Below are 26,395 nucleotides of genomic sequence, written 5' to 3' on the forward strand. Positions count from 1 at the left end.
GGGACCGACCCGGAGCGCGGCCCCGTACGACGGGTACGGTCGGAGGCTCTGCCGATCCGTCCTGACGCACAGGACATGACAGGGCGGGGCGCCTCCTAGGATCAGCGGGTGACCCCAAAGGCCTCTTCCCCACTCGTACTTCACGGACGCTTCGGCCGGCGTGCGCGGCTGCGGAACGGTGAGCTGCTGCTCGACTCGCGGCGGGAGCTGCGACGGATCCCGGTGGCGGCGATCGAGCGCGTGGAGGCGCGGGGTCGCGGCGGGCGCAGGCTGGCCGTCGTCCTGACCGGGGCGGGCGCGGGGGAGGCGGCAGTGACATATCTGCTGGACTCCCGCAGCCGGTTCGCGGTGGAGCGCTTCCTCGCGGTGCTGGACGAGGCGCTGCCCGAACGGGACGCGGACGAGCCCCGGACACCCGGCTCGCGGCAGGTCACTGTGGAACGGCGGGGGCGCCCCGAGGGGTCGGGGCTGTCACGGCTGCGCGAGGTGCGGGCCGGCACCATGGCGGCCGTCGTGTTCTGCCTGGTACTGGCGGCCTTGCTGATCACGGAGACCTGGGAAGGGGCGCTGTACTGGGTGTTCGTCCCCCTCCTCGCGGGCGCCGGCGTCTCCCTCACCGCTCTCGGGTGGACATCCGCCCGGCAGGGCTGGGTCCTGCTCATGCGGGGCATCACCGTCGACGGGCAGCGGGAGAACTCGGGCTCCCTCGACGCGGGCGATCCCGACGCCCTGTACGTGTACCGGTTCATCGACGCCGACGGTGTGCCGCGCTGCTACCGAGGCTCGAACGGCGGCCGCGACGAGGAGGAGATCACCTACGACCCGCGAGACCCGGCCGTCTGCCAACTCCGCCGCCGCACCACGGCCCAACTCCTGGCCGGCACGGCACTCCTCCTCGTCCTGGCCCTCCCCCTGCTGGCCGCCGGCACGGCCCTCGGCCTGCTGGCAGGCGCCGAACTCTTCGGCCTCTGATCGCCTTTTTCGATCACCGAGAAGGCGTGGCGCGTGCGCTGCTCCGGGTGCTCCGGACCGACACCCGGAAGCGTCGAAGCCGTCACCGAAGGATGACGCTCACGCCCCGCTTCTCGAAGATCTCCAGGAGCAGGTCGAACAGCGCCACCTCACGATCGCCGACGGGCACGCGCGCCCCCAGTCGTGCCCGAGACTCGGCCGAGGCATCCCAGTACAAGGTGAACGGAGTGGAGGCGCCCCAACCACCGGTCAGGCAGTCGTCCAGAGCGTCAAGGTTCCAGCCGAAGTACCCGCCGGGGCCGTTGACGGCCTCGCCGATCGCGCAGAAAAAGCTGTCCTTGTCGACGATGTACCTGCCGTCGACGGTGAACACCTGCCCTGCCGGAGCATCCGACTCTCCCTGACGCCGGTACCTCCGGGACCACAGCGCCACCGCCAGCCACGCTTCTCTGCCCTCGGGAGCCCCTTCGTGCCACATGCCGGTGCGATTCAGCCGACCGAGGCGGACCAAGTCCCACACCGCGTCCGCCCCAGGCAGGGCGTCCTCGCACCACAGCGTCACCGTGAGGTCGACGAGGCCGGCTCCGTGGGCGGACGGCTTGACGTCGACGACGGTGACCTCATTGACGAAGTAGCACCCCATGGCGGCACCGTCGCCGTCAAGAAGCTCGAACCAGGCGTTTCCCGCCTCGGCACGACGACTGCCGACGCGGTCGGCGCTCTTCAACAGGCCACCCTGCGGGAGGCAACCCGCGAGGTGCACTCGGCGCGCTCCCTCCTCATCCGGCAGCGGCGTGAACAACCCCTCGGCCTCGTGAGCGAAGCCCCAGAAATCGCTGTCGTCCTCGTCCGAGGTCAGCGCGAACCTCTGCCCCTCGCCGCCCCGCCGTGATGTTCGCATCGCCCCCCCAAGCCCCCCAAGAACCGCTACTTCTCCTGATGCACGTCCTCGCATCCGGACCCTCATCCGACGCCGCAGCGGCAATGAGGTGGCTAGAATCCCCCGACGTTGGCGATCATCGTGCGCAGCACCTTGAGCGCGGCCACGTACTCTTCGTCGCTGATGCCTTTGTGCACCTCCGCGCGGACCTCCGTGACCAGCCCGCGAAGCCGGGCCCTGGCAGCCTCGCCGGCATCGGTCAGGTGCAGGTTCTGCTGGGCGTCGAGCCGTAGCCAGCCGCGGTGAAGCAACTGGTCGATGACCCGAGGGATCTCGCGCTCCCCACCCGCGAGGGGAGTCAGCTGGGCGCTCACCTCTTCACGGCTGGGGGCCGTGGGGCCGCCGTTCACTCGGTTGAGCACCCAGTACTGCGGCTGGGTGACATCGACCCGGGCCATGACGTCACGCAGATGCCGGGTCACAGCCTCGTGGGCGAGACCGCTCCAATAGCCGATGGGCTGGCCGGCCAGCATGTCATCCGTGGCGGCCGGATCAGCGGGCGCCTGGTCAGTAACACTGCCGCTCAACAGTTCCATGGTCACGACGCTACATCTCCGCGTGCACGTGCCGCCGGTCGCGTGATCGATCTCCCACTGATCGTTTCATATTGAGTTTCGGCGTCAGCCGAGCGCGGAGGCGTGCTGCTCAAACAGCTGCGGGCATGGCGCTGTTGGTCGCGACCAGGCGGGAGCGGCGCTCTCAGCCGTTGACGAGGTCGACGGTGAGGACGCTCGTGAACATCACGACAGCGAACAGCCGGAGAGCGATGAGCCCGTCGGCGAGCAGCCGCGCCCCGGGCTTGCGGGTAGCCTTCAGAAGCCAGGTGCCCCGACGGACACCAAGGAGCCGACGGCGAGCAGGACCAGATTCCCCTGACCGTGCGGCTGACCCGGGGCGCCGGGGTCCAGGTCGTACGACTCCATGGACATCGCCAGGGCCAGCAGGAGCCACTTACCTGTCGGGATGCTGCGGCAGGGCGAGCCAGTCCGACCAGGAGATCTCACGGCCGAGGAAACGCGGCTGCTCGAACGGCCAGTCGGCGGCGATCCACTGCGGCACCAGCGCGTCGAAGGCCTGCTCGACCTCGCTGCCCACCAGCTCGTCCACCACCCACCAGGAGATCTCGCCGTCCGCGCCGGCCCTCTCCGGCGGGTCGATGTAGACACAGCCGAGCAGAACTGTCTCCGCCGCGTCGAACAGCGCGTAGTTGAAGGACTGGTGCGCGGCGATCTCCTTCTCGTGCCGCAGAAGGTCGGCCCGGTCGGCCTCGTAGGTCATGGTGTCCGCGGGCCAGCCCCAGGCCGGGCCGAAAATGGTCCACAGCCGCTCGCGCGAACCCATCACAGCCGGATAGTCGAGCGGGGTGTCCGCCTCCCGGATCGGCCGCAGGTGATGACCACCGCCCGGTAGCGGTACCAGGACGGGGTGGACGAAGTCATCGGGAAGCCAGCTCATGGCGCCCGACCGTAGCAGCGCGGCCGTCCGCTCCCCTGGATTTTCCCCGTACACCGCCAGGATCTGCTCTCACGCCGGGCAAGGCCCGTGATCACCGTCGAGACTCTCGTTCGATCGACAGACTCCATGATCGGTACGGCACGGCTTCTCACGCCCACACCGCCTTGACCACGGCGTGGCATCGGACGCCGGGACCATGGCCACGCCCTCGATGAGTACGGGCCCGAGCCCGGGGACCCCCGCCGGGACCCCGCCCCCCATGCCGAAGACCTCCGCGAGCCCGGAGTCGTACCCTCACCGCGCGGAACGGCCACGCGGCGTCGCGCCGGTAGAACTCGCCGAGGACGAACGCCTTCTCCGTCGTCGCGTCCTCGAGCTCGTACAGCGCCTGCTGCTCCCCGGGACCAGCGCTGATCGTCTATACGAGCATCTTCGTCACCGCGTCACGCTGGCACGCGCCCGGAGGGGGAAGTCGATGGGTGAGAATCTCAGCTTCCGCCAGAACCCCCAGCTTCCACAGCTGCTTCGGGCCCCTCCCCTCGTCCCCCTCGCACCGCTCTGCTCCCTAGAGCTCGTAGTCCTGGGCCAGTTCCTCCCAGGGGATGTCGCGGAGGCCGGCGTCCGCGCTGTCCTCCGTCGGGACGGCCGGCGTCGCCTGGAACCAGACGACGGCGAGGGCCGAGCGGAACAGCACCTGGTCCGCGTCAGGGGCGATCGCGCCCGAGTGGAAGAGGCCGACGCAGGCCACGGACGGCAGCACCTCGACAGGGCCGAACGCACCGGCCGTCCCGTCCGGGTACGCCAGGGCAGGCGGGACGAGGTGGACCGGCGTGCCGGGAAAGGCCCGTTCGGCGGCCCGGAGGCGACCCCCGATCTTGAAGTCGTTGACGCGCTTGCACGGGTAGCCCTCCAGCATCCCCCCGTACGTCGAGGTCATCCGCAGATCGGAGAGGTCGATCGAACGGCCGGAGGAGAGGACGGTGCGGCTCAGTGACATGGCCACACCCTACGGAGACGTGGAAAACCGCCGTCGCTTCGGCTCCGCTCCTCTCACTCCCCGAGGAGGCGGCGGGCCTCCGAGAGGAGGCGCAGGAGTTCGGTGCGCGAGGGGTCGTCAGGGGCGGCCGGGGGGTGCGGCGTCGGCCGGGGTCGCGCGTGGGTGGTGAGGACGTACAGGGCTACGGCGGCCTGGCGGGCGAAGAGGCACAGCAGGTCGAGTTCCGTCAGGCTGAAACGGGCCTGCGGGGTCGGGTCGAGCACCTCGAGGACCCCGAGTACCTGGTTCCCGTGGATGAGAGGGGCGGCCATCAGCGCGTTCGGAACGTAGCCGGTGGACTCCGCGATGTCCCTGTCGAACGACGCGCTGTCATGGAGGTCGTCGACCACCATCGGCTCCCCCGAGGCTGCGACCCACCCGGCGATCCCCCGCCCGGCCGGGAACCGCCGGCCGACCAGGAAGTCCTGTCCCTGCCCGGACACCGCCTCGAACACCAGCTCGTCCGCCGCGGCCTCCAGAAGCAGGATGGAACTCGCCTGCGCCCCGAAGATCGCGCGCGCGGTGTCCACCACCGACTGCAGGAGTTCCTCCATGGCCGGATCGGGTTGGCGTGCCGCGGACGCGACGGGAGTGATCGTCTGAGCCATGGGGGTTCCCTTCCGGCGCCGGTCGTTACCGGCGTCCGTGGACACGGACGTTGGCTGCGGACAGGTACAGGGCGTTCTTCAGCTGGAACGGTGTCAGCCGGGGCCGGCTCGACAGGATCCGCGCGCACAGCCCCGCGATGAACGGTGTGGCGAAGCTGTTGCCGGAGCTCCGGATCGACGTACCGCCGAGCCACGCCACCTGGACCCGCTGGCCCGGCGCGAAGAACTCCACCGGCGGCTCGGGGTTGTAGAGGTGGAGGTCCGGGTCGTCCTCCTGGTGGCTGCCCACCGAGATCACCGAGGAGAAGCGCCAGGGAAAGCTCTCCACGTGCGTGTTGTGCGCCGAGGCCACGATCACCGTCTGCTGGAAGTACGCCTCGTCCGCCAGCCGGCGCAGCTGCTCCACGAAACGGTCACTGCTGGTGGACAGGCTCAGGTTCACCACGTCGAACCGCTGGCGTACGGCCCACCGGATGCCTTCCAGCAGGACGTCGCCGCTGCCGGAGAAACGTTCCCCGAGGACCCGGACGCTGGTCAGCTCGCAGTCCGGCGCGGTACGCCGGATGATCCCGGCGCAGGCTGTGCCGTGACCGCAGGCGTCCCCCTCCTCCGTCTCCTCGACCCGCACCCCCTCGTCGTCCTTGACGACACGCCACGAACCGGCGAGGGGGCCGACCATGGGGTGCTCCCGTTCGACACCCGAGTCGACCACGCAGACACGGATGCCGCTCCCCGTACCCCCGAGGAGGCCGAGGCCCCCCTCGGGTGCGTCCGGCGGCCCGTCGGCCTCCACGGGTACGTCCTCGGGGCCACGCCCTCGAAGCCCCCAGGTGAGTCCGGGCGCCGGCCGCCGCGCGGTGGTCATCGCGGTGCCTCCTCTCCTGCGCCGGTGACGCGTCCGGAGTCCGTGACGAAGTCCGTGTCACTTCCGGGGTCCGTGACGCGTCCGGCAGCCGGTTGGTGTCCCGGCGAGCCCGGCGGGCGGCTGCGGCGGAGGGAGGGACCGGATTCGGGATGGGCATCGGCTTCGGCATCGGTGTGGGGGGCGAGATGGGGCCGGCGTACGGCCGCGGCCTCGGGTTCCTGGCGGCGTGCGGCCGCGGCCTTGACCGTCGTCGCCTCCGCCAGACGTACGGCGGGGAGATGGCCCTTGGCCGCGAAGCACCCGCGGGCGCGGGCCGCCGCCTCCACCGCCGCGGCCGGGCGCCCCAGCACGAGGGCCGTACGGGCCAGGTCGAGGGCGGCGAGGCCCTGGACGATGGGCGAGTCGGTGTGGGCTGCCGTCGCCAACGCCCTGGCGGCCAGCCGGGTCGCCGCCTCGGACCGCCCTCGCGCCGCCGCGATCCGGGCGCGCAGGCCGTCGAGGTCGGCCGACTCGGCTCGCGGCCGGACCGGTTCCGCCCGCTCCCCCTCAAGTTCGGCGAGGAGGGCGTGGGCGGTACGCCAGTCGCCGAGGTCCAGCCTGATACGGGCCGCATCCTGCAGAGCAGCGCGCCGCAGCGCCGTGGCGCCGAGTTCCCGCGCGGCGGTGGCGGCCCGCTCCAGGCTGCTGAGCGCCTCCTCCGGCCGGCCCGCCAGGTCGGCGACGGTCGCGGTGAAGATCGGCAGGAACGCGTCGGCCTCGGCGTACCCGAGCCGCTGCGCGAGGTGTTCCGCCTCCGCCAGGCACTCGCCTGCCCCGTCTCGGTCGTCCTGCAGGGCGAGGAGTACCGCCAGCGGGCAGTTGAGCGTCAACCGGACGGCCCGACGGCCGGCCCCCTGGTCGGCGAGAAGCTCACGGCAGCGGGCGACGGCGTCCGCGACCGGTTGAGGGCCACGCCAGAGCGAGACCCCCGTCGCGCCGAGGGCGGCGGCCCGCTCCGGCTCGGCGTCCGCCCGTACGGCGTGGTCCAGCGCGCGGACGAGCAGCCGCTCCGCCTCGCCGTGCCGGCCCTGTTCCTGAGCGCGCTGGGCGAGCCGCAGACAGGCCTTGGCCTGGCCCAGATCGTCGCCGGCCGCGGCGAAGACCGGCAGGGTGGCGTCGGCGGCTTCGGCGGGTGTCTCGTCGCGTCCGGGGGGCGGGAGGAGAGACCCGCCGGGGCCGGGAGGAAGGACGGAAAGCTCTTCACGTCCAGGGGCACTCCGGCCGGCAGACGGGCCGGCCGACGCCAGGGCGAGACGCGCGTGCGCGGCCTCCACCGTGGCCGCGCCGTCGGCCGACGCCTCGGCCAGCACTTCTTCGAGCAACGCTCTGCCTTCCGTACCGCGCCCCAGGTCAAGCAGCGTCTGGCCGAGTCTCCGACGCGCCGCCGTACTCCCCGGCTCCCCCGCCCCGTACCGTGCCGCGGCCCTGGACAGCAGGTCGGCGGCCCATACGGGGTCGGCGTGCGCGAGCGCGAGCCGCCCGGCCTCGGCGAGCGCGTCGGCGGCCCGCCGGCGCAGCCCGTCGGTGTGCGGGTCCTGGGCGCCCAGCTCGACCCGGTAGCGGTACGCCTGCTCCAGATGCGCGCCGACCGCGGCGCTCCCCCGCTCACGGACCGAGTCCAGTCGCGCCGCCCGTTCGTGGCGGTCGGCCCGGTCCATCTTCGACTGGGTGGCGTAGACGACCTCCTGGATCAGTCCTCCGGCGAACCGGAACGCCTCGCCGTCCGGCCTGATCAGGCGGTGCAGGACCAGCCGGTGCAGCGCGGGCCGGACCGACGCCCCGGTCCACGTCTCCGCGGGATGGGCGGCGAGCACCGTCAGTTCGTCGGCGGTGAAGTCACCGCCCAGGACGGACGCCAGGCCCAGGGCCCGGTGCTCCGGCGGGGCGAGCGCGTCGATCCGGGCGCCGATCAGCGCCTGGAGCTGGAGCGGGACGCTGTCCGCGTCGACGGGATCCCCCGCGACCAGCAACTGCTCAAGGTGCAGCGGGTTTCCGCCGACCCGTGCCAGGACCCGGGGGCCGAGCGGCTCGCCGCTCGCCGCGCCCCCGGCCAGTTCGGCCGCCAGGAGCTGTGCCTCCGCGTCCGTGAGCCCGGTGAGGGCGACGGCCGCCCGGGCCAGTTCCGGTCGTACGTCGAAGAGGTGGGGGCGGGTGAGGAGGACGATCAGGACAGCCGCGTCGGTGAGTCCGCGCAGCAGCTGGTCGAGGGCGTCGAAGAGCGGCTGCGCGGCCCAGTGGCAGTCGTCGATCACCAGCACGACGGGTTCTGTCGCGGACAGTTCGGCAAGGACCTTGGCGAGCGCCGCGCAGGTGTCCGCCGGCGAGGGGTTGGGCGTCCCGTCCAGGAGCAGGCCCTGCTGGAGCAGGTCCAGTTCGGGCGAGGGTACGGACGCGGCGGCGCCGGTCTTCAGGAGGTCGGCCACGGCGTCGGCGAGCGGCCCGAGGCTGGGCTGCTCACCGCGGGCCCGGCAGCGCCCGACTCCGTGGCGGGGGCCGGTCCCCGTCGCGTCCCGCGCCTCCCCCGCCGCTCCCCCGGCCCGGTGGAGCCACTCGCGTACCAGTCTCGTCTTGCCCTGGCCCGCCTCCCCGCCGACCACCACGCGATCGGCCCTGCGGGTCCGGGTCACCCGTGTCAGCGCCCCGTCGAGAAGGGCGAGTTCGCGCGTCCGTCCGACGAAGGCGAGGTCGAAGCGGCGCAGGGCCTCCGGGTCGTCCCCCTCGTCCAGGCCCAGCAGGCGGTGGGCGGCGACCCGGTCGCTCTTGCCCTTGAGCAGCAGTGGGCCGGTCTCCGTCGTCCGGACACCAGGCCCGGCGGCCGCCAGCGTGTCGGGGCCGATGACGATCTCCCCCGCCCCGGCGTTCTGTTCCAGCCGCGCGGCGACGTTGACCACTTCACCGGAGACCATCGCCTGTCGCAGCGTCGCCGACCCGGTCACCGCCTGGCCCGTGTTGACGCCGATACGCATCTCAAGGCGTACGCCGACGGCCTGCTCCAGCCGGGCGTTGAGCCCCGCGAGCGCCTCCCGCATGGCCAGGGCCGCGGCGAGCGCCCGGCGGGCGTCGTCCTCCCCCACGGCCGGCACACCGAAGACGGCCATCACCGCATCCCCGATGAACTTCTCCACGGTGCCGCCCTGTTCCTCGATCCGCAGCCGCATCAGATCGAACCAGCGGAGCGTCACCGAGCGCAGGGTCTCCGCGTCCAGCGCTCCGGACAGCGCCGTGGAGCCCACCAGGTCGCAGAAGAGCACCGTCACCACTTTGCGTCCGGTCGCCTTGGCCGTGACCGGGCCGGGGGTGCTCGGGCTGCCGCAGGACGGGCAGAACCGGGCTCCGGGCGGCAGTGCGCTCCGGCACGAGGCGCAGGGCATGGGTTCCTCCGGGGTGGGCACGGGTCGACGGGTCGGCCTGCGTCAGAAGAGGGCGCCGCCCGCCACGTCGGCGTGGGCCTGCACCTCGGGAGCCACCGCGTCCAGCCGGCCCCTGATGTCGACGAGCAGGGCCAGTTCCTCCGGGGTGAGCGCGCGCAGGACCTCCTGCTGCTCGTCGCTGAGGGCGTCGACGACGAACCCCGCGGCGGCGAGCGCCTCCAAGGTGGGCGTCTCCAAGGTGGGCGTCTCCGGGGTGGGCGTCTCCGGGGTGGGCGTCTCCGGGGTGGGCGATTCCGGGGTGGGCGCGGACGGGGGCCCGGCGGACGAAGGGTCGTCGTGCGAAGCGGCGGCGGCGGTCACGGGTGTCCTCCGGGAGCGGTGGCGAGGGAGAGGAAGAGCCGGGTGAGCAGGTGGGTCGTGTGCAGCGCGCTGATGGAGACGGCGGTCCGCTGGAACGGGGTCAGGCCGAGGGCGTCGAGTTCCCGGTAGAGGTCGTCGAGGTGACCGCCGTCGAGCTCCGCGTGTTCCCTGAGCGTGCGGAACGCGCCGTCGGGAAGCCCGGTCGCCGCGGCGAGACGGTCGGCGAGCCGTGGCCCTGGGGCGTTGCCCTCCAGGACCGCGATGTAGCCGAGCAGGGCGACGGGGTGCTCGTGTGCGATCCGGTAGTACTGCGCCCCGGCAAGTTCGACGGCGACCGGGTGCGGCACGGCGTCGGGCCCGGCACCGGCGGCGGCCAGGTCGGCCAGCAGCCAGAGGTCGTGGTCGCGCTCCTCGGCGGCATGACGGGTGCAGTACGCCGCGAGGCGCCGTGCCGACGGGTCGTCAAGCTCGGCGCACCGCGCGGCGGCCCGTTCGAGGAGCGGCACCGAAGCCCGTACGAGCGCGTGCATGGCGGCCAGGTAGCGCGGGTATCGCTGCCGCAGTCCGTCCGGGCGCCAGAGGGACGCGATGGCGGCCCGGAGTACCGGCGTGGTGGGCGTCAGCGTGGTCGTGAGCGCGAGGGACGCGGTGGTGTTCATCGGCGGGCTCCACGGGTTCGACGCGACGGGTTCATCGGCGGTCGTACTCCTCTGTCCGGGGCGACTCGACCAGGTGCGCGTAGCGCGCGCAGCCCAGGCGGCGTACCAGGGCGGTGGGTCCGGCGGCCAGCTGCTGCTCGGCGCCGAGCCGGTCGAGGAGTTCGCCGACGCGGCCGCCGGCGTCACGGGCCGCGCCCGCGAGGACCTCGGGGCGGTCCGCGAGCGCGTGACAGCTGCGGCAGTAGCCTTCCGGGGCGGGTGAGGTCCCGTAGCGGGCGTGCAGCCGCCGGGGGCCGACGGCGCGCAGCATCCGCAGCACCGGGGAGCCCAGGGAGCGTGCCCGTACGGCCTGCCAGTCGTCTGCGGCGATGTGACCGAGCCGCAGGTGCGGGGGTACGGGGCGCCGGTCCACCGTCCACTGGTTGCAGCAGGCGGCCACCGTCCCGTCGAAGGCGACCACCGGCCAGGCCGCGAGGGCGCACGGCGCCGCGACCGAGCCGTCCGGTCCGGGCGGTGTCTCCCGGACGAGGCCCACCGCGCGGCCGAGCGGCCGGACCTCGTTGACCAGCAGGGGAACCTCCGTGGCGAAGGCGCGCCGGATGTCCGCGACGGCCTCCGCCAGATACGGGTCGTCGGGGCCTGTACCCGTGAGGTGGACGCTGACAGGGATCCCGGCGTCGAGGACCTCCCGGAGAACGCGGAGCACCTCCCCACGCGGAACCTCGCGTTCGTGGTGGACGTCCAGGCTGGCCGAGAAGTGGTCGAGCGTGGTGATCGCTCGCATGATCCTGTCCGGGACGCGCCCCTGACGGGCGAAGAACATGCCGCTGAGCAGCGCGACCCGGGAACCCGCCGCGTGTGCGCGTCCCGCCAGGCTCACGACCAGCTCGGGAAGGAGCAGCGGTTCGCCGCCGGTGAGCATGACCACCTCCGGGCGGTCCTCCGTACCGAACGAACCGACGAAGCGCAGCAGATGCTCCGGGTCGGGCCGCTCGGACGCCGTCGAGGAGGAGTCGGTGGAGCAGTGTGCGCAGCTCAGAGGGCAGCGGCGGGTGAGCGCCACCAGGAGACCGCCGCAGGGCACCGGCCGCAGGCCGATGAGCTCCGCCAGGTCCACGTCTCCTCCTCCGTGCTCGTCACGCGCTCGTACGCCGCTCGTCCTCGTGCGTTCGGTCGCTCTCGTGCACTGCCCGCTCTCGTACGTGGCTCGCGCTCGTACGCCGCTCGTACGCGTAAGTCGCCCGTGCGGCGCGCCAGGTGTCGTCCGATCGTCGCCGGGGGCGCCACACTTCCGGTTCGGGAACGCCTGGTAATCGGTTAAGTCCCGGGCCGGGGCGGGTCCCGGCGCCCCGCGAAGGGTCCGAGAAGGCGGCGCGGCCGGGCGTGCGGGCCGGTTTCGGGGGCGTACCGCGTCCATGGGGTCGGCGTATACCGGCGTCGAACCGGCCGTCAGGCGTTCCCATACCGGGCGTCCGTACGTTTCTTCTCATCCGGCGCAGCGACGCCGCCGACCGAGGAGGACGAACATGCCCGAGAACACGAACCCGCAGCCGACCGACGACGAGGACATCGAGGTCGTGGCGCACAGCGAGGACGAGGAGGCCGAGGCCGGCTGCATCGTCAACAACTCCAGCGACCTCTCCTGACCGAGGTCACCGAGGTCTGAAGCACCGCGCGGGCCACCCGGTTCTCGGCAGATCGTGCCAGGAGCCGGGGGGCCCGCGGCCCCGCCCGTCCCGATGCCGGGGCCCGCACCCGGGCCCGCACCGGGGCCCGCACCCGCCGACCGCCCGAGGGAGCAAGCACGTCGTGAAGATCCTGCTCTGCCCGCTCAGCGACGGCGGCTACCTCTACCCGGCCCTCGCGGCCGGGCGTGAACTGCGGCGCCGCGGTCATCACGTCAGCGTTCTCGGCCGGTCCACAGCCGCGCCCTTCGTCGCGGAGGCCGGGTTTCCCTTCGCGAGGGCGGAGGACTTCGGCGGACGGCGGGCCTTCTCCGCCACCTGGTGGGGGAAGACCGGTACGGCCCAGTACCGGGCGACCCTGCGGGCGGCCCGGGACACCGGCGCCGACCTGCTGGTCACCTCTGTGCTGTGCACCGGCGCCCTGCTCGCCGCCGAGGAACTCGACATTCCGGTGGTGGTCATCGGGCTCGCGGTCCATCTGTGGGACTACCGGACGGGCGGCGGAGACGAACCCCACCTGGGCAGGACCCGGCGGAGCCGCACCCTCGACTGCCGGGACATCTACGCCGCCACGCGCGACGAATCCGCTCTGGCGGGGCGTGCTCCCCGGTGGAAGGACGACCCGCTCCTCGGTGACGCCCTGCTGCTCCGCGGGGATCCCGCGCTGGAGTACCCGGGCGCGGAACTCCCCGAGCGCGTACGGCACGTGGGCCCGCTCGCCTGGGAGCCGACGCCCGGTCCGGGAGAGGCCGAGGCGGTCGGAGATCACGTCGCACGGTGCGGGAAGCCCGTCGTCTACGTCCATCTGGGCCGTTTCTTCGGGGGCAACAGTCTGTGGCCCCGGCTCAACGAGATCTTCACCGGCGGCCGGTTCCAGGCCGTGGTCGAGCAGGGCCGGTCCACCGACCCCCGGCCCGCTCCCGACGCCGACATCCTGCTGGTCCGCAAGCCGTGGATGGGCCCGCTCGTCGACCTGGCCGGAATGGTGCTGGCCAACGGCACCTCCGCTCCCGTCCTCGGCGCCCTCCTGCGCGGCCGGCCCCTCGCGCTCTCGCCCAACGGCTCCGAGCAGCCGCTGCTCACCGGCGCCTGTGTGCGGGCCGGTGTGGCCGTACGCGTCCCTCCCACCCCGTCCGCGGATCCGTCGGCGCCGCTGGAGCGGGCGTGGCACGACGACGGCCTGCGGAGCCGCGCCCGTGCGCTCGGCGGCAGGCTGGCCGCGCCGGGCGGCGCGGCGCGCGCCGCCGACGTCGTCGAGCGCGTGGCCCAGGCATCCGCAACCCCGAAGGAGGACCATGAGTACGCGATCAGCCGGCCTCGATGAGGCCGTGACGAGTCTGTCCGCGGGTGTGCGGCACTGGATCGGACAGCACGCGGGCTACCTCGACTCACCGGCCGGCCGCGCCGAACTGCCGGTGACCCCGCGGGTGAAGGCCCTCCTGCAACTCGCCCTGCTCGGCCGGTACTGGGGGAAAGCCGCGCCTGCCGACACGGCCCTCGACCAGGTGACCGGAGCGGTCGAACGCGCCTGGGCGCGACCGGACTTCCCCCACCTCCTCACCCTCGACCGGCGGTACGCACGGCAGTTCGAGCTGATGTACGCGGCTCTGGCGCCGGCCGGGGCCGTCACGGACGCGCCGCGCTCCGTGCTGGCCCGGCTGGCGTCCGACGGCTACCTGGCGCCGCGCCGGAAGTCGCCGTACCTCCACCTGGAGGCGCGGTTCTACGCGGATCTCGCGGGCGCCGAGCACCGGTTCGCCCCGTACCGGGAGCTGTACGAGGCCAGCCTGCCGGCCCGGGCCGGCGCCCTGCCCGTGGCCGACCTGGACGTGTGCGTGGTCACGCACACCGTCTTCTACCTGAGCGACTTCGGCCACCGCGATCCCGGCCTGACCGAGGAGGCGCGGAGGCGGGCGCTCCACGTCGTGGAACGGCTCACGGAGCACTGCGTGGGGCTCGGTGAGTGGGACCTCGTCGGGAAGCTGGTGCTCGCCCAGTACTGTCTGGGCGCGGATCCGCTGGACACCCCGTCGGGGGCGGCCGGCCTCCGGATGCTCGCCGGCGTACAGACGCCCGGCGGCGCGATCCCGGGACGGTCGGTCCTCCGGCGGGCTCCGGCCGGCGCGACGCCCGTGGACTTCTTCCGGAAGTCCTACCAGGCGACCCTCGTGACCGCGCTGGCGACGCTGATCGTCACGAGCGGCCGGACCGGGGCACTTCCCGCGGCGGGAGCACCGGCGGTTCCGGCAGGACGAGCAGCAGGGGCGGTGCCGGCCGTACGAGCGGCACAGCCCGTACCGGCAGGACGAGCAGCACGGGCCGTACGGGAGGCACGATGAGCACCGACCAGGCAGTGGGTCCCGAGGGAGCGGTGCTCTCCGCGCCGGTAGCCGGGCCCGCGCCCTCCTCCCCCCTCCCCTCCGGCGCGCGCCTCCTCCAGGGTGAGCGGAACTGGTGGTTCCTCGGGCCGGGCGGGGTGGCCCGTCTCAGCGGCCGGCACGTCACCGCCGAGGGCGGTCTGTATCCCGAGGCGGAACACCGGCTGCGCGAGAGCGGCATGTTCACCTCCGCCCGGGTCAGGGCCTACGCGCTGACCGTCCTCACCAGCACCCATTGCAACCTGGGCTGCGGTTACTGCTTCCAGAACACCGCACAGGACGAGGCGGGCGGCAGCCGGCCGCCCCGGATCGCCCGGACCCGCCTCAGCTCGGAGACGATCACCTCGATCCTCGGCTTCACCGAGCGTCAGATGGCCGCCGCCGGTCTGGAGAAGCTCAGGATCCTTCTCTTCGGCGGAGAACCACTGCTCAATCCTCGCGCCTGTCTTGAACTCCTGGAGCGGGCCGCGGACATCGCGCCCACCTCGGCCTGGATGATCTCCAACGCGACGCTGCTCACCCCGTCGCTGGCACGGCGGCTCGCCGACCGCGGGCTCACGTCCATCCAGGTCACCTTCGACGGAGACCGCGCCGATCACGACCGTATCCGGGTCGGCAGGGCGGACGGCAGCGGAACCTTCGACAAGATCGTCCGCAACATCGTCAAGGCCTCCGAGGTCTCGCCCATCCAGTGGACGCTGCGGGTGAACGTGTCCCAGGAGACCTTCCACGGGGTCGACGCGCTCATCGACCGGCTCGTGGGCGCGGTCGACCCCGCGCGGTGCACGCTGTACTTCGCCCGGGTCGGCGACGTCGGCGTCGGATACGCCAACAGTCTGCTGCACACCGGCGAACTCTCGGCCGCCTTCACCCGCTGGCAGCGCCGGGCGCTCGACCTCGGCTTCACGGTGAGCCGCCCCGGAGCCCGCAAGACCTGTGTCACCTGCGGACACACCGACGGCCGCTACGGCGCGGTGGTCAGCGCCGACGGCACCCTGGCCAGCTGCTGGGAGACGGCGGGCAAACCCGACTGGGAGGTCGGCACGGTCGCCGACGGGTACCTGCCCGGTACGGAGACCCGCGACCGCTGGATCGCCTGCCAGGACCTGTACCGCTACGACGAGAACGCGCGGACGCTCGCGAGGTTCCGTGACGCGGTGGACACGGCCCTGCTCGACCATCTGCACGAGACGGGGCGCCTGTAGCGATGCCCTCCCCCTCGCCCTCGTCCTCGTCCTCGCCCCCACGGTCGCCCTCGCCTGTGCCATTGCCCTCGCCCTCGCCTTTGCCCTCGCCCGCGGACGCACCGGCGGACGCCCACTCCGGCTCACCGGCGCCAGCGCCCCTGGAGCGCCTCTCCGCCGGCGCGCTCGACTGGCTGGGACGGCATCTGGACCACTTCGACCCGTTCTCGCCCAGCGCCCGTTCCGCGACGCACGGCAGGGCGAAGGCCGCGCTCGAGCTGGCCCTGCTGTGCCACTGCGCGGCCCGGCCGGCCGGCGTCCCCGAGGCGCTCGGCGAGGCGGCGGCGCTCGTACGGAAGCTGTGGCAGGACCCGCGTTTCCCCGGGCTCCTCGACGAGGTCCCCGCATACGCCTCCACCTACCGGCTGATCCACGCCGCGCTGGCCCCCGACGGGATCGACGACACGCAGTGCCGGGGCGCGCTCACCCGGCTGGACCCCGGCTTCCTCTCGCCGCGGGGGAAGTCGGCGTACCGGCGCATCGAGATCCGCTACTACGCGGACAAGGCCGGCGCCCGCCACACCATCGAGCCGTACGCCGAACTCGTACCGCGGAGCCCGCTGGTGGCGTTCCGCGCGGCCGCCCGCACCGGCGACGTGACGGAACTCGACGCGCCGCCGCTCGGCACACCGGAGGCGTACGCCCTCACGCACACCGCGTTCTATCTCGGTGACTTCGGCCGGACCGCGCCGGGGCTCACCGGCGACGCCCTGGCGCACGCGCGAGGCCTGGTCGACCGGCTGCTGCGGCACAGCGTCGCGCACGACCGGTGGGACCTCGCCGCGGAGCTCGTCCTCACCCAGTTCATCCTGGGGAGCGATCCGCTGCGCACGCCCTCGGGGGCCGCCGCCGTGGAGTGCCTCGTACGTGCCCAGCGGCCCGACGGCGCGATCCCCGGGCGGTCGGCGGCGCTCGCGGCGTCCGCGGCGGCCCCGGTCGGGGAGTTCTTCGGCAAGGCGTACCACACGACCCTGGTCACCGCCCTCATGGCCCTTGCCGTCTCGTCGCCGGGGCCGTCATGACACCGCGACTGACCCTGATCAACCGCGACTACACCCGGCTGTGGCTCGGGCAGGCCGTCTCGTCCGTCGGTGACGCCGTCTTCAGCACCACCCTGGTGCTGTGGGTGGCCACCGTTCTCGCGAAGGACGAGACGTGGGCGCCGGTCGCGGTCAGCGGCGTCCTGATGGCGTCGAGCGCCGCCGTGCTCGTGATCGGTCCGCTCGCGGGAGTGTTCGTCGACCGCTGGGACAAGCGCGGCACGATGCTGCTCAGCGAGGCGGTCCGCGGCGTGCTCGTGGCTCTGCTGACCGTGGTCTCCTTCCTGCCGACGGACGCCCTCCCGAAGGGGATGTGGCTCGCCCTCGTCTACACGACGGTGCTCCTGCTGCACGCAGCCGGCCAGTTCTTCTCTCCGGCGCGCTTCGCGATCCTGGCGGACCTCGTGAAGGGGGACGCCGACCGCGCCAGGGCGGCCGGCATCGCCCAGGCGACCGGCGAGACGGCCTGGATCATCGGTCCGCCCCTCGCCGCGCCCCTGCTGTTCACCGCCGGACTCCAGTGGGCCCTGCTCTTCAACGCGCTCTCCTACGCGGTGTCGTACGTCGCCATCCGGTCCATCGGCGCACGACCGGCGACAGGGGACCCGACCGGACCGGGTTCCACGCGGAAGCCGGAAGGTCGACAACGGGCCGGACTGCGCCGGGAGTTCACCGACGGCCTGCGCTTCTTCGCCCGCAGCAGGTTCCTGGTCGCGCTGCTCCTGCTCGCCGTCATCGGCCAGTTCGGGATCGGCGCGCTGAGCACCCTCAACGTCTTCTTCACCACCGACAACCTCCACGCCGAGGCCCACCTCTACGGTTACGTCGGCATGGCCATGGGCGTCGGCGGCATCACCGGCGCACTGTGCGCGGGCCGGGTCGTGCAGTGGTTCGGGGCGCGGCGGAGCACCTGGATCAGCCTGCTGGTGAGCGGTGTACTGCTCGTCGCGTACTCACGGCAGAGCGGCTTCCTCGCCGGTGTCGCCCTGCTCTTCGTCTTCACCGTCCCGCTCACCGTCCTGAACACGGCGATGGCTCCGCTGCTGCTCGCGGCGGCGCCCCCGGACTACCGGGGGCGGGTGATGGCCGTGTTCTATCCGGTGACGAAACTGGCGTCGATGCTCTCGGCGGTCCTGTCGGGCTGGCTCGCCGGCTCCGTGCTCCACGGCTTCACGGGCTCGGCCGGGGGAATCCGGTTCGGGCCGGTCGACACGATCTTCGCGGTGTCCGGCCTGATCGTCGTGCTCTCCGGGGTCTACGCCTGGCTCGCGCTGCCCGGTACGGCCGACGAACCCGCCGCGGAGGCCGGTGCCGGTGCGCCCGACGAACCCGCCGCGGAGGCCGGTGCCGGTACGGCCCCCTCGGTGCCCGTCCATCGTCCGCCCCACCATCGACCAGGGAGCATCGAGTGACCCCCGACGACGTGCGACCGACACGGCGGCAGTACCCCCACGTGGAGCGGCAGGACGTCGTCGAGGAGCTCCACGGGCTGCGCGTCCCCGACCCGTACCGTCGGCTCGAGGACGCCGAGGACCCCTCGACGCTCCGCTGGAGCGCTGAACAGGAGTCGCTCTACGCGGCGGAGCGCGCGGCCTGGCCCGGGCTTGAGCGGTGGAAGGCGGAGGTGGCGGCGCTCGACGCCGTCGACCGCGCCAGGTCGCCCAAGGTGCGCGGCGACCGGGTCTTCTGGCTGCGGCAGGACGCCGGCCAGGAGCATCCGGTGCTCGTGGTCGCGGAAGCCGGGACGGCCGGGACGGGCCGGGGCGAGGGGGCGGAAGGGGTGGGCGGGGCGGCGCGGGTGCTGCTCGACCCTGCTGTCCTCGATCCGTCCGGGCGGACCGTGCTCGATGCCTGGGAGCCGTCCGTGGAGGGCGATCTGCTCGCGTGTCAGGTGTCGAGCAACGGCACGGAGGACTCGCTGCTCCAGGTGATCGACGTGGCGACCGGGAAGGTCGTCGACGGGCCGGTGGACAGGGTGCGGAAGTCGTCGATCGGCTGGCTGCCCGGGGGTGAGGCGTTCTACTACGTCAGGCACCTGGACCCGCGACTGAACCCCGGCGAGGAGCGCTATCACCGCCGGGTCTGTCTGCACCGGGTCGGGACGGCGCCCGAGACGGACGCCGTGGTCTTCGGCGAAGGCCGGGACAGGACCCAGTTCTACAGCGTCTCCGTGACGGCGGACGGCCGCTGGCTCGGCGTCACGGCCACGCTCGGCACCGGCCGCGGCACCGACCTCTATCTGGCCGACCTGTCCGCCGGCCCGCTCGACCGCCCGTCCCTGCTGCCGGTCCAGGAGGGCAGGCCCGCGGCCACCCGCCTGCACGCCGTCCCGGGCACCGGTCCCCGGGATCTGGTGTGGCTGCGCACCGACCGCGACGCCGCCCGCGGTCGCGTCGTCGCGTGCCGGCCGGCCGAACTCCACCGGGGCCCGGACGCCTGGCGCGAGGTGATCCCGGAGCGGCCCGACGCGGTGCTGACCCACCTCGTCGTGGTGTCCGGCCCGGAGCTCGAACACCCCCTGGGTCTCGCGGCGTGGACACGCGACACGGTCGCGGAGGTGACCGTGCACGACCTGGTCGCCGGCCGGCAGGTCGCCACGGTCCCGCTCCCCGGCACCGGCGCGGTCGGCGACTTCACGGCCGGGCCGCCCGGCAGTCACGAGGCCTGGTTCGCGTACACCGACTTCGTCACGCCGACGCGGGTGCTCCGCTTCGACGCGCGCACGTGCCGTGTGACCCGCTGGGAGGGGAACGCACCGGACGCCCGGGCTGCCCCCGCGGCCGGGGGCGCCGTCACCCGTCAGGTGGCGTTCCCCTCGCGGGACGGGACGACGGTCCGCATGTTCGTGCTCTCCCCCACCGGGAGCCCGGACGTGCCGCGTCCCGCGCTGCTCACCGGGTACGGCGGCTTCGGCCGCACCATGTCACCCCGCTACCGCGCCCAGGTCCTCGCCTGGGTCAGGGCGGGCGGGGTGTTCGCCTGGGCGGGGCTGCGCGGCGGCGGCGAGGAGGGCGAGGCGTGGCACCGGGCCGGCAGCCGGGAGCACAAGCAGAACACCTTCGACGACTTCGCCGCCGCCGCCGACCGGCTGGTCACCGAGGGCTGGACCGCACCCGGCCGGCTCGCGATCATGGGCGGCTCCAACGGCGGACTCCTCGTCGGCGCCGCCCTCACCCAGCACCCGGAGAAGTACGCCGCCGTGGTGTGCATGGCGCCGCTCCTGGACATGGTCCGCTACGAGCTGTCCGGCCTCGGCCCCAGCTGGACGCCCGAGTACGGCAGCGCCCGGGATCCTGAGCTGCTGCCGGCACTCCTCGGCTACTCGCCCTACCACCGCGTCACGCCGGGGACCGCGTACCCGGCGGTGCTGCTGGCCGCCGCGGACGGCGACACCAGGACCGATCCGCTGCACGCCCGCAAGATGTGCGCCGCGCTGCAACACGCCTCGGCCGGCCCGGGACCTGTCCTGCTGCGGGTCGAGCAGGGCGTCGGGCACGCCGACCGGGCCGCGTCCCGTGCGGTGGCGCTCCAGGCCGAGTGCCTCGCGTTCCTCGCCCAGCACGTGGGCCTCCCCGCCCCGCGGGCGACGCACCGGTGAGGCGGCGGCCAGGAGCGCGGGAACGCCTGGCCGGGCCCGGGGCCTCCACGTAAACTGCCGGCCATGGCATGCCGCATCAGTGAACTGGTCATCGACTGCGCCGACGCCGAACGGCTCGCCGCGTTCTGGAGCGAGGTCCTCGGTTACGTCGAACTCGACCGGGACGACGACGGAAGCATCGAGATCGGACCGCCCGGCGCCGGATTCGGCGGCCCGCAGCCCACACTCGTCCTCAGTCCCAGCAGCGAGCCCAGGGCGGGCAAGCTGCGACTGCACATCGATGTCAACGCCACCGACCGCGACCAGGACGCCGAGCTGGAGCGACTGCTCGCGCTCGGCGCCAAGCCCGCCGACGTCGGCCAGACCGGCGCCGAGAACTGGCACGTCCTGGCCGACCCGGAAGGCAACGAGTTCTGCCTCCTGCACCGACGGCTGCCGCCCGTCTGACGACCTGCGCCCTGCCCGGCGGCCGGCCTGAGGGGCGCCCGGACGGCCCTCAGGCGCCCGCCGCCGCTCAGCCCGGGGCCAGTACCGGCGTCCCCTGCGCGTGGCGCGTGCCGCGCGCGTACAGCCGTACCAGATGGGGGAGTTCGTACTGCGCCGCGTGCGCGGTGACCTCGCCGCCCGGCGACGTGACCATCCCGGCGTCGATGAGCGCCTCCACCACCCGTACGGCGTGCCGCTCGTCGCACCCGAGGGCCTCGGCCGCCTCGCTCAGGCCGAACGGGCCGTCCCCCGTGCCCGCGGCGAGCCGTCCCGCGTCCCGGCCGCACTCCGCCGACAGCGCCTCCCAGCCGTCGGCGAGCCATCGCCGTACGGACACGTCCCCCGACGTGAGTTCGTCCAGCACGCCGGCGGGGTCGGTCAGCCGGTCCGCGAACTCCCTCAGCGGCACGTGGCGGAGCACCGCGAGCCGCATCCCGCCGACCCTGACCGCCAGCGGCGACCCGCCGCACGCGCGCACGATGCGCAGCGCTGCCTCCCGGTCGGCCCGCACCCGGCTGTGGCCGACGAGCCCGGCGAGCAGTTGCACGGCCTCCGCGGTGCCGAGCGGGGGGACGGTCACCCGGTGCACGGGAGCGAGACCGCCCAGCTGACCGCGTGCCGTGAGCAGCACCCTGCCTCTTCCGCCGTACGGGAGCAGGGGCCGTACGGCGCGTTCCTCGGGCACGTCGTCGAGGATCACCAGGACGCGGTGGTCCGTGAGCCACTCCCGCCACGCGCCGGGCCCCGAAAGCCCGGCGCGGCCGGTCCGTTCGGCGACCTCGGCGATCACGGACTCCAGGGAGCGGGGACGGCCGTCCGCGCTCCGCAGGGAGACGCAGAGCCGCCCGTCGGCGAACCGGTCGCCGAGCAGATGCGCGGCACGCACCGCCAGAGTGGTCTTCCCCGCCCCGGCGGGGCCGGACAGCAGCACCACCCGACCGGCGCCCTCGTCCTCGTCCTCCAGGACGTTGACCAGGTGGCGCAGTTCCTCGCCGTGTCCGGTGAGGTCGGCGAGATCGGGGGGCAGGACGACGGGCGCCGGACGGTGGGGGCGGTCGGCCGCGGACCGTCCCGGGAGGCCGGCCACCCCGGTCGTCCCGGCCTTCCGAGCCGATGCGTCCGCTCCGGTCGTCTTCGTCGCTCCCGTCCGGTCGTCGCCCGTGAGGATCGCCCGGTACCGGGCCGCCATGGCACCGCTCGGTTCCAGTCCCAGTTCGCGGGCGAGAAGCTGCCGGTAGTCGTCGTAGACCGCGAGCGCCTCGGCCTGCCGGCCCGAGCCGTTCAGCGCACACATCCATGCACACCGGAGCCGCTCCCGCAGCGGGTGCCGCTCGACCAGGTCGCGCAGCCCCTCCACCACCGCCGGCGCGCCGCCGAGGCCCAGCTCCGCCTCCGCCCAGCTCTCGTACGCCGTCAGATGGCGCAGTTCCAGCCGCTCGGCCTCCTCGGCGAGCCGGGGGGACCGCCGCAGGTCGTCCGCCAGCGGCGGGCCCTGCCACAGGTCGAGTGCCTCGCGCAGCAACCGGGCGGCGGAGCCGGGCTCCTGCCCCTCGGCGGCCCGCACGAGGGAGCGGAACCTCAGGAGGTCGAACTCGTCCTCCGCCACGCGCAGCACGTATCCACCGCCCGTGTGGGTGACCCGGGGCCGCTCCCGCTCGTCCTCGGCGAGCAGCGCGCGCAGGGAGCTCACGTACACCTGGAGGTTCTTGCGGCCGGTCCGTGGAGGCTCGTCCGGCCAGACGGCGTCGGTCAGGGCGTCGACGGAGACGGGGCGGTTGGCGGAGGCGAGGAGCGTCGCCAGTACGACGCGCTGCTTCAACGGGCCGAGGGCCAGGGCCTGGTCGTTCCGGTACACGGCGAGCGGGCCGAGGACGGAGAACCGGAGTGTGCCGGGTGACGCGGCGGGTCGCGCGGACGGACGCGGCATCGAGCGAACCTCCGTAGGGGGACGGGAGTTGGTCGGTCCGCTCGATGGTCCGCCGCCCCGGCCCCACCGCGCATCGGTAGAGCGCCCGCAGAGTCGCGCGACCCAGGACCACGTCATGGGGACCCGACCCCCATACGACGGGGAGCGTCCCCCATGCGCGAGGCCCTCGGATCCCCTCCCGAGGCCCGTGGCCCTGTCAGGTCCGCGGCCGTACCGGGAGAGCGGCAGCGGTCAAGCCCTGTTCCTCCGCCCGTTCCGCCGACAGCGCGCACAGGGCCGAGCGGTCCGCACAGCCCGTCTTGGTCATCAGGCTCGCCATGTGCTTCTCCACCGTCCGGGGCGAGATGCACAGGCGCTGCGCGATCTGCTGGTTGCCGGGCCGCTCCCCGAGCAGGGCGAACACCTCGTACTCGCGCGGTGTGACGCCCGCCGTGCGCAGCTCCGCGGGGATCCGCTCCCGGCCGCCCCGGCGCTGCGGGACGCTGATCCCCGCCTGACGCAGGACGGCCCGGCACGCCCCTGCCACCGGTGGTACGCCCGCCTCGTGGAAGTACTCCTCCGCGGTCCGCAGCCATGCGGCCGGCTCGCCCCAGGAATCGGCGAGCGCCGCCTCGGCGGTCAGTCGCAGGGCGAGATGCCAGGCCTGCGGGAACACCGTCGCCGCGCGGCCGGCCTCCTCCACGGCGCGCCGCGCACCGTCCGGGTCGCCGTTCCTGCCGCGCAGCACCGCGTCCGCCATGCCGAGGAACATCCGGTTCCAGGCCAGCTGCCCGCCGGGCGAGGCGAGCGCCTCCTGGTACGCCTCCCTGCCCCCGTCGCCCCCTCTGCCGCCCTCTCTGTCGCCGTCGCCGTCGCCGTCGAGGATCCGCAGCAGGGGGCGGAGCCCGTACCGGCCACTGAGGTAGAAGAAACTGGGGTGCTCCTCCTCCCAGGCCGCCACCGCGTCGAGTTCGGCCCGCGCGCGTACCCGGTCCTCCGCCATCAGGGCACCGAAGGCCTGGCACAGTCCGCGCTGCAGGGGGACGAGCATCGACTCCTCGCCGCCCGCGCGGCGGAACCGGACCAGGGCCCGATCCTGGTCACGGCCCCGCCCCTGGTGGGCGGCGAGCATCGCGTCGACGAGAAGCAGATAGCGGTGGGCCGAGAGGTTCTGGAGGCGGGCGCTGGCTTCCACGGACCTCTCGCCGATCTCCCGGGCCCGCTCCCACCGCCCGGCGAGCACGCTCTGCATGGCGAGCAGCCCGTCGACGGTCTGGAGCAGGGCCAGCGAGCCGAGTTCATGCGCCGCCGCGCGGGCGGTCTCCAGCTGGGTCGCCTCCCCGGTGCGCATGAACGCGTTGGTGCCGAGCCGTACCAGTGCCTCGGCCCGGGACACCGCGAGCCGGTGCTTCTCCGCGACCTCGAGCATCCGCACCAGACAGGCGTCGGCCTCGTCGAAGCCGCGCTCGCGGGAGAGCAGGGCGAGGAGCTGCCAGGCCCGGCAGGCCACCTCGGGCCGGTCGCCCTGTTCCGCGGTGAGTGCGGCGCGCCTGGCGGAACGTTCCGCCTCTCGGAGCCGCTCACGACGGTCCTCACCCACCCTTCGGTCGTCCCTACCGCCCCAGTCGTCCCTTCTGCCCCGGTCATCCCTTCTGTCCCCGCCGTCGTGTCTCTCCTGCCCGTCCGTTCCGTCCCGGTGCGGCAGCAGCGCGAGATGGCCCTCGACCACCACGAGCGCCGCCTCCTGCTCCGGGCTCGGCGCGCCTCCGAAGAGGGCGCGGGCCGCCCGGATGCGGCGGCGCGCCTCCTCCTGCTGCTCCGCCATGGTCGCGACCCATGCGACCTGGGTGTGCGCCTGGGCGCGTTCCTCCGCCGTGCGCGACCCGGCCGGGGCCGGCGGGAGGTCGTCGAGCAGGGCGGAGGCCGTGTCGAGCCGCCCCGACTCGGCCTCGGCCACCGCAAGCCGCACCGTGATCGCGTCACGTTCCTCGTCGGCCGCCAGCCCCCGGGCGCGTTCGAGCAGCACGGCGGCCGAGCCCGACGCGCCGGCGTCCAGCATCTGCCGGCCGACCTGGGCGAACTGTCGGGAGGCCGTCGCCTTGTCACCCGCGGCGAGCCACAGGGTCGCCACCAACTGGCGTTCCTCGCCGGACAGCACGCCGGCGGACTCCTCGATGGCGGAGGCCGCGCGCCGGGCCAGCGCGGCCTGTTCGGCGGGCGGCAGCGAGGCCCTGAGCGCGTCCGCCGTGAGGACGTGCCGGAAGGTGTAGTCGTCGTGGGCCGCGCCGTCCGGGGCGATGATCCCCGCCTCGGACGCCGACCGGAGGTGCGCGAACAGGGCTCGGTCGTCGAGCCCCGTCACCGCCCTCAGCGCCCCGACGGAGAACCGGCCGCCCAGCGTCGCCGCGATGAGCAGCAGGTCCCGCACCGGTTCGTCGAGCCGGCCGAGCCGGCGCGCCCAGCTGCGGACCGCGCCCGTCGGCACCGTCGCCTCGCCCTGGTCGGTGAGCTGCCACCAGCCGTCGGTCCTGCTCAGCCGTCCGGTGTCGAGCAGGTCGGCCAGGAGTACTTCCACCAGGTACGGGTTCCCGCCCGCCCGCTGCGCGAGGTGCCGGTGCGCGGTCGTGGGCACCTCGCCCGGCCCGGCGTCCAGACACGCGTCCACCATGTCCCGTACGGCGGCGGTGCCGAGCGGTCCCAGCTCCCTCAGCGAGGCGGTGTTCCGGAGCTCCGCGGCCAGCGCGAGGTCGAGCGCGGGGCCGGGGTCGGGCCGGAGCGTGCCCACCAGTAGGACCGGGAGGTCCGCCACGTTGTCGACGACGTACTCGACGACCGCGATGGTCTCGGTGTCGGAGTCGTGCAGGTCCTCCAGGAGGATCACGCACCCGCGCTCGCGGCCGAGCACCGCGAGCAGTCTGAGCAGCGCCTCGGCCATCTCGACCAGCGAGATCGCGTACCCGGGCGCCACGGCGCCGGCCCGCCACTCCGGCACGAGTCCGGCCAACGCCGGCCGGTAGGGGACGAGTTCGGGGTCGTTCGGGGCACCGGCCGCCCGGAAACGCGAGGACAGCGCCTCGATCAGCGGCCGGAAGGGCACGACGAGCCCGGTGGACGTGGCGCGGCCACGCAGCACCGGCATGTCCCGGTCGTACGCGCGGAAGGCGCACTCACCGGCCAGCCGGGACTTGCCGATCCCCGCCTCGCCGACGAGGAACACCGCCCGGCCGGCGCCCCTTCCGACGCCCTCAAGGGCATCGTCAAGGAGCCCGATCTCGGCTTCCCGCCCCACGATGACCGACGACGTCGCTCGCATGGGCGCAGGTTACTTGCTCCCTTTCGCTCACGGCAGGGGGCCGGGGATCACCCCGGCCCCCGCTCGCCGCGTCAAGATGTCATCCACGCCACTTCGCCGCGCGAGGGGCAGGTCCTAGGACAGCGGGATGGTGCCGGTGGTGTAGGGCATGTCCAGGGAGGCGGCGGCGTCGAGGCCGGACGTGCCGAGCAGCCTGCTGCGCAGCCCGAGGGCCCCGCTCGCCCCGAACGTCACCTCGCCCACGGGGTGTTCCTGGGCCGCGGTCTCCGCGCCGTCGACGTACGTCACCGAGTCACTGATCTGCATGGGTCCTCACTCGTCCTTGGTATCCGCAGGAGTGGTGGTCGTGCCGAGTGGTGCGGTGGGACAGGTGGTGCGGTAGGGCAGATGGTGCGGTGGGACAGGTGGTGCGGTAGGGCAGATGATGCGGTGGGACAGGT

At 73.6% G+C, this 26,395-nt stretch carries 21 protein-coding genes; 8 read left to right on the forward strand and 13 right to left on the reverse strand.

The annotated features are described in order from the left end of the window. The first annotated feature begins 108 nt into the window (after window positions 1-108). Complete coding sequence (locus ACFVYX_RS23475; RefSeq protein WP_389683395.1) at window positions 109-972, forward strand: hypothetical protein; 864 nt, start codon at window positions 109-111, stop codon at window positions 970-972. Window positions 973-1,054: 82 nt separating this feature from the next. Here the strand turns inward: ACFVYX_RS23475 and ACFVYX_RS23480 are convergent, their stop codons facing one another. The 10 genes from ACFVYX_RS23480 to ACFVYX_RS23525 all read right to left on the reverse strand — a co-directional run bounded on the left by ACFVYX_RS23480 (window position 1,055) and on the right by ACFVYX_RS23525 (window position 11,422). Beyond that, complete coding sequence (locus tag ACFVYX_RS23480) at window positions 1,055-1,873, reverse strand: barstar family protein (RefSeq protein WP_389683396.1); 819 nt, start codon at window positions 1,871-1,873, stop codon at window positions 1,055-1,057. Window positions 1,874-1,965: 92 nt separating this feature from the next. Then, complete coding sequence (locus ACFVYX_RS23485) at window positions 1,966-2,448, reverse strand: MarR family winged helix-turn-helix transcriptional regulator (RefSeq protein ID WP_389683397.1); 483 nt, start codon at window positions 2,446-2,448, stop codon at window positions 1,966-1,968. Between the two features lie 415 nt (window positions 2,449-2,863). Then, window positions 2,864-3,367 (reverse strand): N-acetyltransferase, encoded by a 504-nt coding sequence (locus tag ACFVYX_RS23490; RefSeq protein ID WP_389683398.1) that lies wholly within the window; start codon window positions 3,365-3,367, stop codon window positions 2,864-2,866. Between the two features lie 565 nt (window positions 3,368-3,932). Continuing rightward, the gene (locus ACFVYX_RS23495) at window positions 3,933-4,364 is read right to left on the reverse strand and encodes a hypothetical protein (RefSeq protein ID WP_389683399.1); all 432 of its coding nucleotides are present in this window, start codon (window positions 4,362-4,364) and stop codon (window positions 3,933-3,935) included. A 53-nt stretch (window positions 4,365-4,417) separates the two neighbouring features. After that, window positions 4,418-5,011, reverse strand: coding sequence for a GAF domain-containing protein (locus tag ACFVYX_RS23500; RefSeq protein ID WP_389683400.1), 594 nt, complete (start codon window positions 5,009-5,011; stop codon window positions 4,418-4,420). Between the two features lie 25 nt (window positions 5,012-5,036). Beyond that, window positions 5,037-5,876: a S8 family serine peptidase gene (locus ACFVYX_RS23505; RefSeq protein WP_389683401.1), complete on the reverse strand. Its 840-nt coding sequence runs from the start codon at window positions 5,874-5,876 to the stop codon at window positions 5,037-5,039. Beyond that, window positions 5,873-9,286, reverse strand: a complete 3,414-nt coding sequence (locus tag ACFVYX_RS23510) for an adenylate/guanylate cyclase domain-containing protein (protein ID WP_389683402.1) — start codon at window positions 9,284-9,286, stop codon at window positions 5,873-5,875. Before ACFVYX_RS23510 ends, ACFVYX_RS23505 begins: the two co-directional genes overlap by 4 nt. Before the next feature lie 42 nt (window positions 9,287-9,328). Next, a complete protein-coding gene (locus ACFVYX_RS23515; RefSeq protein ID WP_389683516.1) occupies window positions 9,329-9,523 on the reverse strand; it encodes an aroma-sacti cluster domain-containing protein in 195 nt (64 codons plus the stop codon). A 119-nt stretch (window positions 9,524-9,642) separates the two neighbouring features. After that, on the reverse strand, window positions 9,643-10,305 hold the full coding sequence (locus ACFVYX_RS23520) for a hypothetical protein (RefSeq protein WP_389683403.1): 663 nt from the start codon (window positions 10,303-10,305) through the stop codon (window positions 9,643-9,645). Window positions 10,306-10,336: 31 nt separating this feature from the next. Continuing rightward, the gene (locus ACFVYX_RS23525) at window positions 10,337-11,422 is read right to left on the reverse strand and encodes a radical SAM protein (RefSeq protein WP_389683404.1); all 1,086 of its coding nucleotides are present in this window, start codon (window positions 11,420-11,422) and stop codon (window positions 10,337-10,339) included. 692 nt (window positions 11,423-12,114) lie between these two features. On the opposite strand from ACFVYX_RS23525, the gene ACFVYX_RS23530 reads away from it, so the two are divergent. From ACFVYX_RS23530 to ACFVYX_RS23560, 7 genes are all read left to right on the forward strand, one after another. Next, the gene (locus ACFVYX_RS23530; RefSeq protein WP_389683405.1) at window positions 12,115-13,314 is read left to right on the forward strand and encodes a glycosyltransferase; all 1,200 of its coding nucleotides are present in this window, start codon (window positions 12,115-12,117) and stop codon (window positions 13,312-13,314) included. Beyond that, window positions 13,286-14,329, forward strand: a complete 1,044-nt coding sequence (locus ACFVYX_RS23535) for a DUF6895 family protein (protein WP_389683406.1) — start codon at window positions 13,286-13,288, stop codon at window positions 14,327-14,329. Before ACFVYX_RS23530 ends, ACFVYX_RS23535 begins: the two co-directional genes overlap by 29 nt. Further along, on the forward strand, window positions 14,326-15,573 hold the full coding sequence (locus ACFVYX_RS23540) for a radical SAM protein (RefSeq protein WP_389683407.1): 1,248 nt from the start codon (window positions 14,326-14,328) through the stop codon (window positions 15,571-15,573). Before ACFVYX_RS23535 ends, ACFVYX_RS23540 begins: the two co-directional genes overlap by 4 nt. Window positions 15,574-15,653: 80 nt before the next feature. Next, a complete protein-coding gene (locus ACFVYX_RS23545) occupies window positions 15,654-16,634 on the forward strand; it encodes a DUF6895 family protein (protein ID WP_389683408.1) in 981 nt (326 codons plus the stop codon). Next, entirely contained in the window at window positions 16,631-18,064 is a 1,434-nt protein-coding gene (locus tag ACFVYX_RS23550) for an MFS transporter (protein ID WP_389683409.1), read from the forward strand. The genes ACFVYX_RS23545 and ACFVYX_RS23550 overlap by 4 nt, the downstream gene beginning before the upstream one ends. After that, window positions 18,061-20,250 carry a prolyl oligopeptidase family protein gene (locus ACFVYX_RS23555; protein WP_389683410.1) on the forward strand — a complete coding sequence of 730 codons (2,190 nt, stop codon included), beginning with the start codon at window positions 18,061-18,063 and terminating at the stop codon, window positions 20,248-20,250. Before ACFVYX_RS23550 ends, ACFVYX_RS23555 begins: the two co-directional genes overlap by 4 nt. A 63-nt stretch (window positions 20,251-20,313) precedes the next feature. Further along, window positions 20,314-20,697 (forward strand): VOC family protein, encoded by a 384-nt coding sequence (locus ACFVYX_RS23560; RefSeq protein WP_389683411.1) that lies wholly within the window; start codon window positions 20,314-20,316, stop codon window positions 20,695-20,697. Between the two features lie 67 nt (window positions 20,698-20,764). Here ACFVYX_RS23560 and ACFVYX_RS23565 read toward each other — a convergent pair whose 3' ends face one another. The 3 genes from ACFVYX_RS23565 to ACFVYX_RS23575 form a co-directional block, all read right to left on the reverse strand. Next, the gene (locus ACFVYX_RS23565) at window positions 20,765-22,663 is read right to left on the reverse strand and encodes a BTAD domain-containing putative transcriptional regulator (RefSeq protein ID WP_389683412.1); all 1,899 of its coding nucleotides are present in this window, start codon (window positions 22,661-22,663) and stop codon (window positions 20,765-20,767) included. Between the two features lie 196 nt (window positions 22,664-22,859). Then, complete coding sequence (locus ACFVYX_RS23570) at window positions 22,860-25,955, reverse strand: helix-turn-helix transcriptional regulator (protein WP_389683413.1); 3,096 nt, start codon at window positions 25,953-25,955, stop codon at window positions 22,860-22,862. Between the two features lie 114 nt (window positions 25,956-26,069). After that, window positions 26,070-26,261, reverse strand: coding sequence for a hypothetical protein (locus tag ACFVYX_RS23575; protein ID WP_389683414.1), 192 nt, complete (start codon window positions 26,259-26,261; stop codon window positions 26,070-26,072). Window positions 26,262-26,395 lie beyond the last annotated feature (134 nt).

Origin of the sequence: Streptomyces sp. NPDC058326, from assembly GCF_042879855.1 — a bacterium.
GTDB lineage: Bacteria > Actinomycetota > Actinomycetes > Streptomycetales > Streptomycetaceae > Streptomyces.

Bases quoted from the DNA above. Each gene is read 5' to 3' on its own strand.
- ACFVYX_RS23480 (WP_389683396.1), bottom strand. From the start codon at position 1,873: ATGCGAACATCACGGCGGGGCGGCGAGGGGCAGAGGTTCGCGCTGACC.
- ACFVYX_RS23485 (WP_389683397.1), bottom strand. From the start codon at position 2,448: ATGGAACTGTTGAGCGGCAGTGTTACTGACCAGGCGCCCGCTGATCCG.
- ACFVYX_RS23490 (WP_389683398.1), bottom strand. From the start codon at position 3,367: ATGAGCTGGCTTCCCGATGACTTCGTCCACCCCGTCCTGGTACCGCTA.
- ACFVYX_RS23495 (WP_389683399.1), bottom strand. From the start codon at position 4,364: ATGTCACTGAGCCGCACCGTCCTCTCCTCCGGCCGTTCGATCGACCTC.
- ACFVYX_RS23500 (WP_389683400.1), bottom strand. From the start codon at position 5,011: ATGGCTCAGACGATCACTCCCGTCGCGTCCGCGGCACGCCAACCCGAT.
- ACFVYX_RS23505 (WP_389683401.1), bottom strand. From the start codon at position 5,876: ATGACCACCGCGCGGCGGCCGGCGCCCGGACTCACCTGGGGGCTTCGA.
- ACFVYX_RS23510 (WP_389683402.1), bottom strand. From the start codon at position 9,286: ATGCCCTGCGCCTCGTGCCGGAGCGCACTGCCGCCCGGAGCCCGGTTC.
- ACFVYX_RS23520 (WP_389683403.1), bottom strand. From the start codon at position 10,305: ATGAACACCACCGCGTCCCTCGCGCTCACGACCACGCTGACGCCCACC.
- ACFVYX_RS23535 (WP_389683406.1), top strand. From the start codon at position 13,286: ATGAGTACGCGATCAGCCGGCCTCGATGAGGCCGTGACGAGTCTGTCC.
- ACFVYX_RS23540 (WP_389683407.1), top strand. From the start codon at position 14,326: ATGAGCACCGACCAGGCAGTGGGTCCCGAGGGAGCGGTGCTCTCCGCG.
- ACFVYX_RS23550 (WP_389683409.1), top strand. From the start codon at position 16,631: ATGACACCGCGACTGACCCTGATCAACCGCGACTACACCCGGCTGTGG.
- ACFVYX_RS23560 (WP_389683411.1), top strand. From the start codon at position 20,314: ATGGCATGCCGCATCAGTGAACTGGTCATCGACTGCGCCGACGCCGAA.
- ACFVYX_RS23565 (WP_389683412.1), bottom strand. From the start codon at position 22,663: ATGCCGCGTCCGTCCGCGCGACCCGCCGCGTCACCCGGCACACTCCGG.
- ACFVYX_RS23570 (WP_389683413.1), bottom strand. From the start codon at position 25,955: ATGCGAGCGACGTCGTCGGTCATCGTGGGGCGGGAAGCCGAGATCGGG.
- ACFVYX_RS23575 (WP_389683414.1), bottom strand. From the start codon at position 26,261: ATGCAGATCAGTGACTCGGTGACGTACGTCGACGGCGCGGAGACCGCG.